14 protein-coding genes are annotated in these 14,536 nt (G+C 74.1%); 4 read left to right on the top strand and 10 right to left on the bottom strand.

Going from position 1 to position 14,536, the window contains the following annotated elements; all coding sequences use genetic code 11:
* The first annotated feature begins 273 nt into the window (after positions 1-273).
* Positions 274-1,932 carry a DNA-3-methyladenine glycosylase 2 family protein gene (locus tag ACFV1W_RS32005; protein ID WP_380420754.1) on the top strand — a complete coding sequence of 553 codons (1,659 nt, stop codon included), beginning with the start codon at positions 274-276 and terminating at the stop codon, positions 1,930-1,932.
* Positions 1,929-2,438, top strand: a complete 510-nt coding sequence (locus tag ACFV1W_RS32000) for a methylated-DNA--[protein]-cysteine S-methyltransferase (RefSeq protein WP_380420753.1) — start codon at positions 1,929-1,931, stop codon at positions 2,436-2,438. Before ACFV1W_RS32005 ends, ACFV1W_RS32000 begins: the two co-directional genes overlap by 4 nt.
* A 27-nt stretch (positions 2,439-2,465) precedes the next feature.
* Here the strand turns inward: ACFV1W_RS32000 and ACFV1W_RS31995 are convergent, their stop codons facing one another.
* Together ACFV1W_RS31995 and ACFV1W_RS31990 are read right to left on the bottom strand one after the other, a co-directional pair.
* Positions 2,466-2,804, bottom strand: a complete 339-nt coding sequence (locus tag ACFV1W_RS31995) for a GNAT family N-acetyltransferase (RefSeq protein ID WP_380420752.1) — start codon at positions 2,802-2,804, stop codon at positions 2,466-2,468.
* A 233-nt stretch (positions 2,805-3,037) separates the two neighbouring features.
* Positions 3,038-3,553, bottom strand: a complete 516-nt coding sequence (locus ACFV1W_RS31990; protein WP_380420751.1) for a MarR family winged helix-turn-helix transcriptional regulator — start codon at positions 3,551-3,553, stop codon at positions 3,038-3,040.
* Between the two features lie 153 nt (positions 3,554-3,706).
* Here ACFV1W_RS31990 and ACFV1W_RS31985 point away from each other — a divergent pair, with 153 nt between their 5' ends.
* Positions 3,707-5,161 carry an MFS transporter gene (locus ACFV1W_RS31985; protein WP_380420750.1) on the top strand — a complete coding sequence of 485 codons (1,455 nt, stop codon included), beginning with the start codon at positions 3,707-3,709 and terminating at the stop codon, positions 5,159-5,161.
* Here the strand turns inward: ACFV1W_RS31985 and pth are convergent.
* From pth to ACFV1W_RS31965, 4 genes are all read right to left on the bottom strand, one after another.
* A complete protein-coding gene (gene pth, locus ACFV1W_RS31980) occupies positions 5,151-5,735 on the bottom strand; it encodes an aminoacyl-tRNA hydrolase (RefSeq protein ID WP_380420749.1) in 585 nt (194 codons plus the stop codon). The genes ACFV1W_RS31985 and pth overlap by 11 nt on opposite strands.
* Before the next feature lie 146 nt (positions 5,736-5,881).
* Entirely contained in the window at positions 5,882-6,514 is a 633-nt protein-coding gene (locus ACFV1W_RS31975) for a DUF305 domain-containing protein (RefSeq protein ID WP_380420755.1), read from the bottom strand.
* A gap of 83 nt (positions 6,515-6,597) precedes the next feature.
* A complete protein-coding gene (locus ACFV1W_RS31970) occupies positions 6,598-7,260 on the bottom strand; it encodes a DUF3105 domain-containing protein (protein ID WP_380420748.1) in 663 nt (220 codons plus the stop codon).
* A gap of 103 nt (positions 7,261-7,363) precedes the next feature.
* Entirely contained in the window at positions 7,364-7,894 is a 531-nt protein-coding gene (locus tag ACFV1W_RS31965; RefSeq protein WP_380420747.1) for a hypothetical protein, read from the bottom strand.
* Positions 7,895-8,221: 327 nt separating this feature from the next.
* On the opposite strand from ACFV1W_RS31965, the gene ACFV1W_RS31960 reads away from it, so the two are divergent.
* Positions 8,222-9,841 carry a hypothetical protein gene (locus ACFV1W_RS31960; RefSeq protein WP_380420746.1) on the top strand — a complete coding sequence of 540 codons (1,620 nt, stop codon included), beginning with the start codon at positions 8,222-8,224 and terminating at the stop codon, positions 9,839-9,841.
* A gap of 302 nt (positions 9,842-10,143) precedes the next feature.
* On the opposite strand, the gene ACFV1W_RS31955 is transcribed toward ACFV1W_RS31960, so the two are convergent.
* From ACFV1W_RS31955 to ACFV1W_RS31940, 4 genes are all read right to left on the bottom strand, one after another.
* Positions 10,144-10,743: a TetR/AcrR family transcriptional regulator gene (locus ACFV1W_RS31955; protein ID WP_380420745.1), complete on the bottom strand. Its 600-nt coding sequence runs from the start codon at positions 10,741-10,743 to the stop codon at positions 10,144-10,146.
* A 93-nt stretch (positions 10,744-10,836) separates the two neighbouring features.
* Positions 10,837-11,880: an agmatine/peptidylarginine deiminase gene (locus tag ACFV1W_RS31950; protein ID WP_380420744.1), complete on the bottom strand. Its 1,044-nt coding sequence runs from the start codon at positions 11,878-11,880 to the stop codon at positions 10,837-10,839.
* Between the two features lie 89 nt (positions 11,881-11,969).
* Positions 11,970-13,691 carry an urease subunit alpha gene (locus ACFV1W_RS31945; protein WP_380420743.1) on the bottom strand — a complete coding sequence of 574 codons (1,722 nt, stop codon included), beginning with the start codon at positions 13,689-13,691 and terminating at the stop codon, positions 11,970-11,972.
* Positions 13,688-14,398: an urease subunit gamma gene (locus ACFV1W_RS31940; protein WP_380420742.1), complete on the bottom strand. Its 711-nt coding sequence runs from the start codon at positions 14,396-14,398 to the stop codon at positions 13,688-13,690. Before ACFV1W_RS31940 ends, ACFV1W_RS31945 begins: the two co-directional genes overlap by 4 nt.
* Positions 14,399-14,536 lie beyond the last annotated feature (138 nt).

The raw sequence follows: 14,536 nt of genomic DNA, 5'->3' as shown, positions 1-14,536 counted from the left end.
CGGCGGGCGGCGGCCCCACCGGAGCAGGACGGGTTGATGCCGCGAGGGTGCGGTGGCGTGTCGAGCGCGGTGGGTGCTGTGGATGCTGTGGGTGTGCGCGCGGTGGTGGTGGCGGGTGTGATGGGTGCGTGCGATGGCGGCGGGTGGGAGGGAGAGAGGGGGGGAGGGCCCAGAGAACCAGGTGGTCAATTCCCACCTGATCGTCCCGCCGCTGCTCCGGCGGTGCCGGAGCGGCGACGGGGGAACAGCCGATGCGGAAGCCCCGGAACGGTGATGTCCGATTCCCGCCAGTCACCCCCCGCCCGATGCCGCAGACTGGACAGCGTGATCGACGATGACATCCGGTACCGAGCCGTGGACAGCCGGGACTCCCGCTTCGACGGAGTCTTCTTCACGGCCGTCACCTCGACCGGCATCTACTGCCGACCGAGCTGCCCCGCCGTGACCCCCAAGCGCGCCAACTGCCGCTTCTACCCCAGCGCCGCGGCCGCCCAGGGCGCCGGCTTCCGGGCCTGCCGCCGCTGCCGGCCGGACTCCGTGCCCGGCTCCCCGGAGTGGAACCACCGCGCCGACCTGGTCGGCCGGGCGATGCGTCTGATCGGCGACGGCGTGGTGGACCGCGAGGGCGTCGCGGGCCTGGCCGGACGGCTCGGCTACAGCGCCCGGCAGCTGCAGCGCCAGCTCATCGCCGAACTCGGCGCCGGCCCCATCGCGCTGGCCCGCGCCCGCCGCGCCCAGACCGCCCGGCTGCTCCTGCAGACCACCGAGCTGCCCGTCACGGACATCGCGTTCGCGGCCGGCTTCGCCTCCGTCCGCCAGTTCAACGACACCGTCCGGGAGGTCTACGACCGCACCCCCAGCGGCCTGCGCGCCGAGGTCGTGGCGGGGCGCCGCACCGCGACCCCGGCCGGCGGCCTCACCCTGCGTCTGGCCTACCGCGGCGCGATCGACAGCGACCACCTGATCGATTTCCTCGAACTGCGTGCCGTACCCGGTGTGGAGGAGGTCGTGCCCGGCGCGCGCCCCGGCGTGCGCACCTACCGGCGCACCCTCGCGCTCCCGTACGGGCACGGAATCGCCGAGGTGGACGGCCTCGCTCCGGAGGACCCGCGCACCCGCGGCTGGCTCGACTGCCGCCTGCTGCTCGCCGACCTGCGCGACCTGCCGACGGCCGTCCAGCGGCTGCGCGTCCTGTTCGACCTGGACGCCGACCCCGACGCCGTCGACGAGCAGCTCGGCGCCGATCCGGTGCTCGGCCCGCTGGTCCGCGAGCGCCCCGGCCTGCGCTCGCCCGGGCACGTGGATCCGCACGAGCTGGCCGTCCGCGCCGTGCTCGGCCAGCAGATCACCGTCGGCGCCGCCCGTACTCTGGCGGGTCGGCTCGCCGAGAAGTACGGCACCGCGCTGCCCGAGCCGAACGGCGGCCTGCGGCTGCTCTTCCCCACGTCGGCGGCGCTGGCCACCGCCGACCCCGAGGACTTCGCGATGCCCGCGGCCCGCCGCCGCGCGCTCACCGGCCTGTGCGCGGCCCTGGCCGAGGGCGTGGTGCGGCTGGACGGTGGGGTGGACCGGGAGGAGGCCGCCGCCCGGCTGCTGGCCCTGCCCGGCATCGGCCCGTGGACGGTCGGCTACCTGCGGATGCGCGCCCTCGCCGACCCCGACGTCTTCCTCCCGAGCGACATCGGCGTCAAACACGGCCTGGTCCGGCTCGGCGCCCCCGGTGACCCGAAGGCCGCCGCGCTCGCCGCCGAGGTCTGGGCCCCGTGGCGCTCCTACGCCGTCCACCGGCTGTGGGCCGGTCCCGCGAGCTCCGCCCCGACCACCGCTTCGAGCGTCGGAACCAGTTCCGCCCCGACCACCGCTTCGAGCGTCGGAACCAGCACCAGCACCAGCTTGAGCATCAGCCCCGGAACGGAGAACGACCCGGTATGAGCACCACCGTCTACACCACCATGGAGAGCCCCTTCGGCCGCATGCTGCTCAGCGGCGTGCGGCCCGAGGGCGGCGGCGCGGCGGCCCTGGCCGCCGTCACCGTGCCCGGACAGAAGTACGCGCTGGCCGAGCCCGCCGACGCCTGGGAGTTCGACCCCGAGGCGCTCGCCGAGCCGGTCGCCCAGCTGACCGCCTACTTCAGCGGCGAGCGCACCACCTTCGACCTGCCGCTCGCCCCCGAGGGCACAGAGTTCCGCCGCCGGATCTGGGCCGCACTGGACGAGGTCCCGTACGGCACGACCGTCACCTACGGCCAACTCGCCGAGCTGGCAGGCCAGTCGCCGCGGATGGTCCGGGCGGTCGGCGGCGCGGTGGGCGCCAACCCGCTGCTGATCGTGCGCCCCTGCCACCGGGTGCTCGGCGCCAACGGTTCGCTCACCGGCTTCGCGGCGGGCGTGGATCGCAAGCGCTGGCTGCTGGAGCTGGAGAGCGGCACGCTCTTCTGACGGGGACCCGAGCGCCCGACAAGGGCGTCAGCCCCGGAGGTCGACGCGCCAGTTGCTGCTGCGCATGAACCGGCCGGGCGGGAACTCGAACTCCGTCCCGCCGAGCAGCGCGAACCCGGCCTTCGCGCACACCGCGTTGGAGGCGGGGTTGTCCACCGAGGGGAAGGCGTGCAGGAAGCGGTGCGCGGCCCCGCGCCGGGCGGCCGCGACGGCGGCCCGGGCGGCGGTCACCGCGATGCCCTTCCGCTGGTACCCGGGCAGCACGTTCCACCCCATCTCGTGGACGGTCTCGCCCGCCCAGGTGCGGGTGCCGTAACCGACCGTGCCGACGGCCTCGCCCCCGGGCAGCAGCACGATGCGGTACATGCAGCCCAGGCCGGACGGGACGAAGTCCAGGTAGCGCCCAATACCGGACGAGCAACTGCTCCTCCGTCTCCGGTCCGCCGACGTGCTTCTTCATCTCCGGGGTGTTGACCCGGCGCAGCAGTGCGAGGTCGGCGTCAGTCCAGGGCTCGATCCCCACCTCGATGTCGGTCATGCCGGGACGCTAGTGGCCACCGCGCCCCGGCGGCCGCCCATTCCGGTTCGGCCGACCCCGCTCAGCCGGCCGACGTCCCCTCGGCGAGGGTTCCCGGCTGGGCCAGTGCGCGGGCGAGCTGTTCGAGCGCGGGCAGCGCGTGGACGACGGCCTCGCGGTCGGCCGGATCGAGGGTGTCGAGGGCGCTGGCGATCCGGCGTTCGTGGGCGTGCTGCCAGTCGTCGAGCTGGCGGCGTCCGGCCGGGGTGAGGGCGATCCGGGCGGTGCGCCGGTCGCCCGGGTCGGCCTGGCGGTCGACGAACCCGGCCTCCAGCAGTTTGCCGACCAGTCCGCTGACGGTGTTGGGGGCGAGGCGCTGGCGGGCGGCGAGTTCGCCGACCCGCAGCGGCGCCGCGGCGAGGGTCTGGAGGAGTTCGACCTGCGCCATCGGCAGGAACTCCCAGGGATAGTCGGTGCGGATGCTGCTGCGCAGTGCGCGGCGCAGCCGGGTGACGGTGTCGGTCAGCCGCCGGGCGTGCTCGACCGCCGGGTCGGGGCTTTCGGCGGCGGAGTCGGGAACGTGTGGTGACGACGGCATGGCGGACAGCGTATCGCCTGGTACGGGGCGTTCCCGGGGTGCCGTCCGCCCCTCGGACGCAGCGTGGACGCACCGCGAGATCCTTCGTATCGCACGTATCGCAGCACGAGTAAATCGTACAAAGAACATATCTGCATCCGATATATTTGTGGCATGAACGCCACCGCCCTTGTCGCGCGCCTGCTCACCGAGCGGCCCCGGCCCCGCGGCATAGCCGGCTGGCGCCACGCCCACTGGCTGGCCGTGGGCACCGTCTGTCTCGGTGCCTTCCTCGGCCAGCTCGACGCCAGTGTCATCGCCCTGGTCTTCCCCGCTCTCGGCCGCCACTTCGACGCGGGTTTCGCCGCCGTCGAGTGGGTCGCCCTCGCCTACCTGCTCGTCCTGGTCGCCCTGCTGGCCCCGATCGGCTGGCTGTCCGACCTGGTCGGCCGCAAGACCGTGTACATCGGCGGTTTCGCCGTCTTCGGCCTGTCCTCGCTCGGCGCCGGGTTCGCCGGGAGCCTGTGGATCCTGGTCGGCTGCCGGGCCGTGCAGGCCGTCGGCGCCGCGATGATGCAGGCCAACAGCGTCGCCCTGGTCGCGCGGGGCGTCCCCGAGCGCGCGATGCGGCGCGCCCTCGGCATCCAGGCTGCCGCCCAGGGCCTCGGGCTGGCGCTCGGGCCTAGCCTCGGCGGGCTGCTGGTCGAGCACGCCTCGTGGCAGTGGGTGTTCTGGGTGAACGTGCCGATCGCCGTGTTCGGCATCGTGGCCGGCTGGTACCTGTTGCCCCGCACCCGGGCCTGCGCGCCCGCGCCGGTCCCGGCGCGGCGTGGCCGGGGGCCCCGCGAGCCCCGCTTCGACCTGCCCGGCATGCTGCTGCTCACCGGGGCAACCACCGCGCTGCTGCTCGCGCTGTCCACCGCCTCCGGCCTGCCGCTGCCCGGCTGGGCCGTCGCCTTCCTGCTGCTGGCCGCCGCCGTCCTCGCCGTGGCGCTGGCGCGCCAGGAGCGACGGGCGGCCCGGCCGATCCTGGCGCCCGGGCTGGTCAACACCCCGGGCGTGCGCTCCGGGCTGGCGGTCGCGCTGATCGGCTACCTGCTGCTGTTCTGTCCGCTGGTGCTGGGCCCGGTGCGGCTCACCGGCGCGGGCGTGTCGACGGCCGCCGCCGGGCTGGTGGTCACGCTGCTTCCCGCCGCGTTCGCCGTCGCGGCGACGGTCGGCAGCGGACTGCTGCCCCGGGGCTGGTCGGACGTCACCCGGTGCCGCTTCGGCGCCGGCCTGGCCGCCGCCGGACTGCTGCTGTTCGCCGCACTGCCGGTCTCGGCCGCGGCCGTCGCGGCCCCGCTGCTGGTCGCCGGGTACGGGCTGGGCCTGCTGCTGCCCGCCAACAACGCCCTGGTGATGCGGGCGGTCCCGGCGGAGTGCTCGGCCGTCGGCGGCGGCATGGTGAACATGGCGCGCAGCCTGGGCACCGCGCTCGGCATGGCGCTGTCCGTCCTCGGTGTCCACCTGGCGGGCGCCGCGTCCGGTGGGCGGACGGTGCTGGTTGCCCTGGCGGCGGTCGCGGTGGCGGCGGTCGCGCTGACCCGGCCCGCCACCCCTCGGAGCCGTCTGGCGGCTACGCGCTGACGTTCAGGGCGTCCTGGGCGCGGTTCAGCCCGAGCCGCACCAGCGTCTCCAGGGCGTCCGCACAGCGGTCCGTCACCCCCGGCATCGCGGCGAGTTCCTCGTCCGAGAACTTCTTCAGCACGTAGTCGCCGGCGCTCTGCCCCTTCGGCGGGCGCCCGATGCCGAAGCGCAGCCGGACGAAGTCCCGGGTGCCGAGCACCTCGCCCACCGACCGCACCCCGTTGTGCCCGCCCGGGCCGCCGCCGCGCTTCAGCTTGCCGGTGCCGTAGGCGAAGTCCAGGTCGTCCTGGACGACCACCAGGCGCTCGACCGGCACCCCGTAGCGGCGCAGCAGGGCGGCCACCGGGCGGCCGGACAGGTTGATGGACCACCACAACGGCTTGGCCAGCAGCACCCGCCGGCCGTCCACCTCGATCTCCGCGACCACGGCGCCGATCCCGCGCCGGCGGAACCGGGCGCCGTGCCGCTCGGCCAGCCGGTCCACGGCCAGGAAGCCCGCGTTGTGCCGGGTCAGCCGGAACCAGGGGCCGGGGTTGCCGAGTCCGGCGATCAGCCAGGGCGCGTCGGTCGTCATGCGGGCTTGCTCCAGGGGGTGCGGACGGCGGACGGCCGGGGCGCGGCACGGGCGGTCGCGGGACCGCTCGTCGCGCCCCGGCCGTCCGGTGGAACGAGGGGATTTCGGGGACTGCTGGACCTTCGGGACTGCTGGGACCTCGGGCGTCAGGACGCGGGCACGCCGGGGGCGGCGCCGCGCTCCTTGAGCATGTCGGTCATCAGCTCCAGTTCGGACGTCTGGGCGACCACCATCGACTGGGCGAGCCGCTTCTCGACGTCGTTCTTCGCCATGTCGACGTAGCCCTGGGCCATCTCGACGCCGCCCTTGTGGTGCTCGATCATCAGCTGGAGGTAGTACACCTCGGCGTCCCGCCCGCTGAGCGTGCGCAGCTTCGCCATCTGGGCGTTGGTGGCCATGCCGGGCATCAGCGAACCGTCGTGCGCCTGATAGTCGTGGTCCATCTTCATCCACGCCATGGGCTTGGCCGTCGAGTGCTGCGACAGCCCCCACTGGTCGAGCCAGCCCGTCAGCATCCCGCGCTGGTTGGCCTGGGTGTTGATGACGTCGAAGGCGAGGGTGCGGGTCGGCTCGTCGCTCGTGCGGTCCCGGACGATGAACGACAGGTCCACCGCCTGCTGGTGGTGGGTCGCCATGTCGCGGGCGAACCCGGCCTCGGGCGAGTCGTCCGCGGGGACGGTGATCGAGGACGAACCGGAGGCGGACGTCCCGCCGGCCACCAGGGCCGGAACCCCGAGCGCCAGCGCGACCACGGCGGCCAGTGCGGCCGGCCACCACATCCGGCGGCGGCCGGGGCGCTCCGCGGTCCGCTCCTCCGGTGCACCCGCTGCCGAGGACTCCTCGGGGCGGGTTCCGTCGGCGGTCACATCTCCCCCATGGTGCAGGAGGCGCCCGGCTCCTGGGTCTGCTTGCCCTGGACGTACTTGGTGAAGAACTGGTTGACCCGCGGGTCGCTCGCGTTGTCCACGACCAGCTGGGTGCTCCAGGCGTTCAGGGTGATGGTGCCCTGCTCGTCCGGGTACGGGCTCATCAGCGAGTACGGGGTGGCCTTGACCTTGTCGGAGAGGACCTTGATGTCGTCCGCCGTGGCCTTGCCGTTGTACGTGACCCAGACCGCGCCGTGCTCCAGCGAGTGGACGGCGCGCTCGTTCTCGACCGGCTTGTCGTAGACGTGGCCCATGCAGTCCAGCCACACCGCGTTGTGGTCGCCGCCGACCGGCGGGGTCATCGGGTAGTTGACCTTGTCCTTGACGTGGTTGCGGCTCAGGTCGCCGAAGGTCTTCACGCCCGGGATGTCCGCGTTGGCGGCGGCCTCGCGGTCCTTCTTCTTCTGGTTCTGGTCCATGACGAGCCAGGTGCCGGTCGCGATCGCGCCGACCACCAGCACACCGGCGGCCACCGAGGCGATCACCTTGTTGCGGCGGTCGCGGCGCTGCTCGGCGGCGCGCAGCTCGGCTATCCGGGCGCGGCGGTCGACGCCGCCCTTGCCGACGGGCTTGTTGGACTGCTTCGAGGCGGAACCCATGACGGTTGTCCTTGTCCCCGCCGCGCACGGCTGGTGGCGACGGTCGGCTGAAGAGGAGGGAGTGGCGGACCCGCCGACGGGGAGCGTCGGCGGTGGGTTCCGCTCAGGACCGGTGGACCTGGAGCTCGTGCAGATCAGGGGCCGGGTGCGGGCCGTCCAGCAGGCCTGCGGGCACCACTCGGGGCAGCGCCTCGGGCGCCGGGGAGACGAGTGGCCACGCGGCGGGCTGCGGGTGCGGCGGCGGGTTCGGCAGCTGGGCGTCCTGGGGGCAGAACGGGTGGCTGGAGCAGCCGTTGTCGTGCGGCGGCTGGCCGTCGGCGGTGCAGAGGATCCAGTGGTCCTGCTGCTCCGCGACGCGGTGGTGGCCGTCGGAGGCCCGGGCGGCGTCGCGCGCGGCGTCACGGGCGGTGTCGCGGGCGAGCGCGGTCTGCGCCGTGGCTTCCGCCGCGCTGACCACCGAGACGGCGCCCACCGCCGCCGGACCCGGGCGGGCGGAGGCGTCCGCCTTCGCCAGGCCCGTACACGGCAGCGCGGTCAGCAGGGCGACCAGCAGCAGGACCAACAGCGCACCCGCCGGGCGGCCCGCCGATGCGGCCCTCCCCGGTCGGGGTGAGCTCGGGGCCGACGCGGTCATGCGCACATTTAATCAGCCGAACGGGTGAAGCGATGCCCCTCATCGGCCCTCATTTTCGGCCGCCGACGCGCCGCAATCTCCAGGAAACGCCCTGCTCGGGGCACATCCGGCAAGCACGGACGGAACGGAAACGGGCGCCGTGGTGACGGCCGTACCGCTCCGCCGCCCCGCCGCCGGCGAAACACCAGGTGAACGCGGTGGCCGGGATGATCCGATCGGTGACCGGTTGTCGCCGAAACCCGGACAGGGTCGTTGCACTTGGAGACAATGACGCCAGTCCGGCCCCGCCGGGGGCGGCGCGACCACGGACCGACCAGGAGCCGCCAGATGAGCAAGCAGGGTGCACCCGCACAGCCGCCCCGGCCCGACGACGGCTGGTGGGACACCGTCTACGACGGCCCGGCGGGCACCCTCCCCGACACCCCGCACGCCGACGCGGGCGACGGCAGCGTCGACGACTGGTTCGACACGGCGGCCGGACTGATCGGGCAGCAACGGACGGCGGAGCCGGAGGCGGCTGCGGAGCCGGCAGTGGAACCGAAGACGGCACGGGACGGCATCGACGACTGGTTCGACACCGCGATCGGCGTGATCGAGGGGACCGGCGGCATCGGACGCCAGCGCGGATCGACCGAGACCGCCGCCGAGGCTCCCCGGGTGGAGACTCCGGAGCCGGAGGCAGGGCCGGAGCCGGAGGTGCCCACAACCCCGGTCTTCCTGGAGAAGGCCGCCCCCGCCTCCGAACCCGAGCCCTCTGCGGGACCGGAACCGGAAGCCGAACCGGAGGCCGCCGCCACCCCCGCCCCGGCCCCCGAACCCGTAGCGGTCAAGGAACCGTCTCCCGAACCCGAACCCGTAGCGGTCAAGGAACCGTCTCCCGAACCCGAACCCGAACCCGAACCCGAACCCGTAGCGGTCAAGGAACCGTCCCCCGAACCCGAACCTGACCACGCGCCGCAGCCCGACCCCGAGCCCTCCGCCCCCGTTCCCGACCCGCGCCTGGCCATCCGTGCCCCGCTCACCGACGGCGGCCCCGCCGTCCCGCACGTGGGCGAGCGCCCCCCGACGTACGGCCCCGAGCCGACCGCCGTGCCCGAGGCCGACCCGGGCAGGCTCGACACCGTCGTGCCGGACACTGCGCTGGAGGGCGCCCAGTACGGGACGACCGTGCTGCGCGCCGTCTCCGTCCGGGGCGACTCCGCCCGCTACCGGGGCGAGCCGCGCCGGGACAGCCTGCTGGTGACCAGGTTCGGTGACGGCTCCGACGGACTGCTGCTCGCCGTCCTCGCGGGCTACGACCGCACCGGCGGTGCCGAGGACGAGTCGCTCACCGCACAGGCCGTCGCCGCCGGAACCGGCGAGGCCTGCCGCCAACTCGCCGCCGCGATCGGGCGCAGCCGGGCCGGCCTGGCCGCCGACCTGCGCGACGGCGCCCGGGACCGCCTGCGCTACGGCCTCCAGCGCCTGGCCACCGGCGCCGCCGCCCCGCTGCGCGCGCTGGCACCCCGGCAGGAGGGGGATGACACCCCGTCCCCGGCCTCGCTGCACTGCATGCTGGTGTCGCTGGACCCGGCGGCGGGCTACCGCGCCGCCTTCGGCGTCGGCCCCGGCGGGCTCTACCTGCTGCGCTCCGGCCACTGGATCGACGCCTACGCGGCCCGGCTGCTCCACCACCCGGACGGCCAGCCGCCCGTCCCGGAAGCCCCGGTGCCGGACCCGCGCCCGTTCCGCTTCCGCCTCGTCCCCGCCACCCCGGGCGACATCCTCCTGCTCTGCACCCCGGGCCTGTCCCGCCCCATCGCCGACGAACCCGCCGTCGCCCACTTCCTCTCCGCCCACTGGGCCCACCCCCACCCCCCGGGCACCGTCGACTTCCTCCGCCAGGTCCAGGTCCGCGCCAAGGGCTACACCGACGACCGCACCGCCGCCGCCATCTGGACCGAGTAACCGTGCCACCCCACGAGAAGTCGCTCGCCCCCGCTGACCACCGAGCCCGCTGAACGGCCCAGACCTCCGGCGCCCACCCGGACCACCGCACGAGAAGTCGGCCCCACCGACTTCTGGCGCAGACCCCGCTCCTGCCCCACCGTCGCTGTCGGCCGGGCCGGGGGCTCGCAGGCCGGCCGGGTGGGGGGTGTTGCGCGAGGGTCGGTCGGCCCGGTCGGCTTTGGGCGCCCTGCGGGGCACGTGGGTGCGGCGTTGCTGCGGCTTGGGGGCCGGGGCTGCCGGTCGGCGTGGTCGGCGGGCCCTCAGGTGCGGAGGAGGATGCTGGCGACGGTGGTGGCGTGGGTGAGGGCGGTGGGGGGGTGGGTGTCGGGAAGGCCGATGGCGATGGGGACGGCGAGGCCGTCGAGGAGGGCGCGGAGCTGGGCGGCGCGGGCGGGGGCGGGGCCGGGGGTGAAGTGGCCGGTGGTGGTGCCCTGTTCGATGAGGGTGACCAGGTCGGCCTGCCAGGGGGCTTCGATCTCCTGTTGGCCCCGGCGGAGTTCGGCGCTGGCGGGGGAGCGGCCCCAGACCTCGACCCAGAGGATCCAGCGCGGGTCGCCGGGGCCCTCGGGCAGGTAGAGGCGCAGGTAGGCGTCGAGGCGCTGCCAGGGGTCGAGGGTGGGGTCGGTGAGGGCTTCGCGGCGGCGGGTGCCGAGCTGGTCCTCGCTCCAGCGAAGGGTTTCCAGCAGGAGCTGGTCCTTGCTGCCGAAGTAGTAGAGCAGGTGTCCGGCGCTCATCTGGAGCTGCTTGCCGAGGCCGGCCATGGTGAGTCTGGCGAGCCCGTGTTCGGCGATGGCGGCCCGGGCGGTGGCGAAGACCTCCTCGCGGGGGCGCGCCGGTCGGCGCGGGCGGGGGTCGGCCATGGCGGGGCTGCTTCCTGGGAGGAGGAGGGGAGGACCGAAGGGCACCGGGACGGGGGCGGTTGCCGCCCTCGCCCCGGTTGCCGGGGGGTGTCGTCAGGCCCTGGGCTGCTGCTGGGTGATGCAGTGGATGCCGCCGCCGTTGGCGAAGATCTCGCGGGCGTCGACGAGTTCGACGGTGCGGCCGGGGTAGGCCTCGGCGAGGATGTCGGCGGCCTCCTGGTCGCGGGGGTCGTCGAACGCGCACAGCACGACGGCGCCGTTGGCGACGTAGTGGTTGATGTAGGAGTAGTCGACGGGCGCGTGGTCCTCGTCGAACAGGATGGTGGGGGCGGGCAGTTCGATGACCTCCAGCTGCCGGCCCTGGGCGTCGGTGGAGGCGCGCAGGATGGCGACCAGCTCCTGGCAGACGGCGTGGTCCGGGTGGGAGGGGTTGGGCTGGACGTGGGCGACCACGACGCCGGGGCGGACGAAGGAGGCGACGATGTCGATGTGGCCGCGGGTGCCGAACTCGTCGTAGTCGCGGGTGAGCCCGCGCGGCAGCCAGATGGCCTTGGTGGTGCCGAGGAAGGCGTGGAGTTCGGCCTCGACCTCCTCCTTGGTCCAGTCGGCGTTGCGGCCCTCGCCGAGCTGGACGGTCTCGGTGACGAGCACGGTGCCCTCGCCGTCGACGTGGATGCCGCCGCCCTCGTTGATCAGCCGGGAGGCGAAGCGCTGGACGTCCGTCAGCTCGCTGATGTGCTCGGCGATGTGCTGGTCCTTGTCCCAGCGGGCCCAGGACTGGGCGCCCCAGCCGTTGAAGATCCAGTCGGCGGCGGCGAGCGAGCCCTTGCCGTCGATCAGGAAGGACGGGCCGATGTCGCGCATCCAGGCGTCGTTGAGCGGGCGCTCGACGATCTCGACCTGCTCGGAGACGTACTTGCGGGCCTCGGCGGTCTCACCGGTGTTGACGATCAGCGTGACCGGCTCGTACCGGACGATGGTGTCGGCGACGGCGGCCCAGGCCTGGCGGGCGGCGTGCAGCTGCTCGGGGCCGTCGAAGGTGGGGTTGGTGGTGGGGAAGGCCATCCAGGTGCGGTCGTGGGGGTGCCATTCGGCGGGCATCCGGTAGCCGAGGGAGGCGGGCGTGGGGGTGGTCATCGCGCGGTCCTAAGCGGGTCGGGGGCGGCGGGAGTCAGGGGGCTGCGGGAGTCAGGGCGGCGGGAGTCGGGAGGCAACGGAGGTGGAGGTCAGAGGAAGTAGAGGCGGCTGAGGGAGACGCTGTCGGCGGGTTCGGAGCGCAGCGGCGAGCCGTCGAGGGAGACCAGCCCGGTCTCGGTGACCTCGACGTTGCCGACCCGGGCGTTGCGTACCATGTCGCGCGGCCCGATGCCGCGGGTGCCGCGGACGCCGACGCGGCGGCGGCGGGTGGGCAGGCCGTCGGCGGGGCGGTCGAGGTGGGCCGCGTCGGCGGCGGCCTGGGCGACGAAGGCCACCGAGATGTCGGCGGCGGTCGCGCCGTGGGCGCCGAACTGCGGGCCGAGCACGAGCGGTTCGCAGCGGTCGGTGGAGGCGTTGGGGTCGCCCACCACGCCGTACGCGGGGAAGCCTGCCTTGAGGACGAGCTGCGGCTTGGCGCCGAAGTGGTCCGCGCGCCACAGCACGATGTCGGCGAGCTTGCCGACCTCGATCGAGCCGACCTCGTGGGAGAGGCCGTGGGCGATGGCCGGGTTGATGGTGAGCTTGGCGATGTAGCGGAGCACGCGCTCGTTGTCGTCGCCGCTCTCGGTGGTCCCGTACGAGCCGGTGCCGTCGAGCGGGCCGAGTTCGGCCTTCATCTTGCCGGCCATGGCGAAGGTTCGGCGCACGGTCTCGCCCGCGCGGCCCATGCCCTGGGCGTCGGAGGAGGTGATGCCGATGACCCCGAGGTCGTGCAGCACGTCCTCGGCGCCCATCGTCCCGGCCCGGATGCGGTCGCGGGCCATGGCGGCGTCGCCGGGCAGGTCGACCTTGAGGTCGTGCGCGGAGACGATCATGCCGAAGTGCTCGCCGAGGGCGTCCCGGCCGAAGGGCAGGGTGGGGTTGGTGGAGGAGCCGATGACGTTCGGCACGCCGGCCATCTTGAGCACGTTGGGGACGTGACCGCCGCCGCAGCCCTCGATGTGGAAGGCGTGGATGGTCCGGCCCTCCAGCACCTTCAGGGTGTCCTCGACCGACAGGCACTCGTTCAACCCGTCGGTGTGCAGGGCGACCTGGACGTCGTACTCCTCGGCGACCCGCAGCGCGGTGTCCAGCGCGCGGGTGTGCGCGCCCATGTCCTCGTGCACCTTGAAGCCGGAGGCGCCGCCCTCGGCCAGCGCCTCGATCAGCGGGGCCTCGTCGGAGGACGAACCGCGGCCCAGGAAGCCGATGTTGACGGGCCAGGCGTCGAAGGCGTTGAAGGCGTGCCGCAGCGCCCAGGGCGAGTTGACGCCGACGCCCCAGACCGGGCCGAACTCCTGGCCGATGATCGTGGTGACGCCGGAGGCGAGCGAGGCCTCCATGATCCGCGGCGAGAGCAGGTGGACGTGGGTGTCGATGGCGCCGGCCGTGGCGATCAGGCCCTCGCCGGAGACGATCGTGGTGCCGGTGCCGACGACCACGTCCACGCCGTCCAGGGTGTCCGGGTTGCCGGCCCGGCCGATCGAGGCGATCCGCCCGCCGATCAGGCCGATGGACGTCTTGCGGATGCCCTGGATCGCGTCGATGACCAGGACGTTGCTGATCACCACGTCGCAGGTGTCGCGGACGGCGGCGGGCTTGAGGTGCAGGCCGTCGCGGGCGGTCTTGCCGAAGCCGGCCAGGAACTCGTCGCCGGGCGCCTGGGAGTCGGACTCGACGCGGACGATCAGCCCGCTGTCGCCGAGGCGGACCCGGTCGCCGGCGCGCGGGCCGTGGACGGAGATGTAGTCGTGGGGGGAGATGGAGCTCACGAGGGCACCTCCGTGTCGTCGAAGCGGGTCAGGTAGCCGGTCGCGCGGGCCTTGTCGAGGGCGGCCTCCTTCGCGCCGGGCGCGTCCAGGGGACCGTCCACGAGCCCGGCGAAGCCGATCGCGACCCGGTCGCCGCCGATCGGGACCAGGCCGACCTCGACGGTGGCGCCCGGGTCGAAGCGCACCGAGGAGCCGGCCGGGACGGCCAGGTGGGTGCCGTAGGCGGCGGCACGGTCGAAGGCCAGTCGGGGGTTGGCCTCGAAGAAGTGGAAGTGCGAGGTGACCGAGATCGGCACCGCGGACGTGTTGTGGACGGGGATCAGCAGCGTCTCCTCGACCGGGTCGTACCCGGCACCGTCGCCGATCAGCGCGCCGCCGGGAGCCTCGTCGCCGAGCGAGCCGGCGCCCTTGAAGGGGTCGTTGACGACGGCGAGGCGGGTGCCGTCGTCGAAGACGGCCTCGACCTGGACGACGGTGACCACGTCCGGCACACCGGGCAGCACGTCGTCGGCGGTCAGGACGGAGCGGCCGGCCTCGATGGCCTCGGCCAGGCGCCGGCCGTCGCGGGCGGCCTCGCAGACGGTGTCCGCGATCAGGGCGGTGGCCTCGGGGATGTTGAGGCGTACGCCCCGGGCTCGGCGGGCGCGGGCCAGTTCGGCTGCTGTGAAGATCAGCAGTCGGTCCCGCTCGGTGGGGGTCAGTCGCACGGTTCCTCGCTCGCGGTCGCCGGGGAGGGGGTCGGCTCGGGGCCGGGGCTTCCGGGGGTGATGTTAGAACGTCGTTCAAACATCTTCGGTCATTGAACCCGCACCGGGGCGTCGTGTCCAGCCTTGCCGTTCCGCCGG

Source organism: Kitasatospora sp. NPDC059648, from assembly GCF_042734825.1.
Classification (GTDB): domain Bacteria; phylum Actinomycetota; class Actinomycetes; order Streptomycetales; family Streptomycetaceae; genus Kitasatospora.
This window is presented reverse-complemented; position numbering and strand designations above follow the sequence as displayed.

Excerpts from the sequence above, each read along its gene's own strand:
- ACFV1W_RS31975 (WP_380420755.1), bottom strand. The coding sequence starts at position 6,514 with ATGTGGTGGCCGGCCGCACTGGCCGCCGTGGTCGCGCTGGCGCTCGGG.
- ACFV1W_RS32000 (WP_380420753.1), top strand. The coding sequence starts at position 1,929 with ATGAGCACCACCGTCTACACCACCATGGAGAGCCCCTTCGGCCGCATG.
- ACFV1W_RS31995 (WP_380420752.1), bottom strand. The coding sequence starts at position 2,804 with ATGTACCGCATCGTGCTGCTGCCCGGGGGCGAGGCCGTCGGCACGGTC.
- ACFV1W_RS31955 (WP_380420745.1), bottom strand. The coding sequence starts at position 10,743 with ATGGCCGACCCCCGCCCGCGCCGACCGGCGCGCCCCCGCGAGGAGGTC.
- ACFV1W_RS31960 (WP_380420746.1), top strand. The coding sequence starts at position 8,222 with ATGAGCAAGCAGGGTGCACCCGCACAGCCGCCCCGGCCCGACGACGGC.
- ACFV1W_RS31990 (WP_380420751.1), bottom strand. The coding sequence starts at position 3,553 with ATGCCGTCGTCACCACACGTTCCCGACTCCGCCGCCGAAAGCCCCGAC.
- ACFV1W_RS31985 (WP_380420750.1), top strand. The coding sequence starts at position 3,707 with ATGAACGCCACCGCCCTTGTCGCGCGCCTGCTCACCGAGCGGCCCCGG.
- ACFV1W_RS31970 (WP_380420748.1), bottom strand. The coding sequence starts at position 7,260 with ATGGGTTCCGCCTCGAAGCAGTCCAACAAGCCCGTCGGCAAGGGCGGC.
- ACFV1W_RS31965 (WP_380420747.1), bottom strand. The coding sequence starts at position 7,894 with ATGACCGCGTCGGCCCCGAGCTCACCCCGACCGGGGAGGGCCGCATCG.
- pth (WP_380420749.1), bottom strand. The coding sequence starts at position 5,735 with ATGACGACCGACGCGCCCTGGCTGATCGCCGGACTCGGCAACCCCGGC.
- ACFV1W_RS31950 (WP_380420744.1), bottom strand. The coding sequence starts at position 11,880 with ATGACCACCCCCACGCCCGCCTCCCTCGGCTACCGGATGCCCGCCGAA.
- ACFV1W_RS32005 (WP_380420754.1), top strand. The coding sequence starts at position 274 with ATGTCCGATTCCCGCCAGTCACCCCCCGCCCGATGCCGCAGACTGGAC.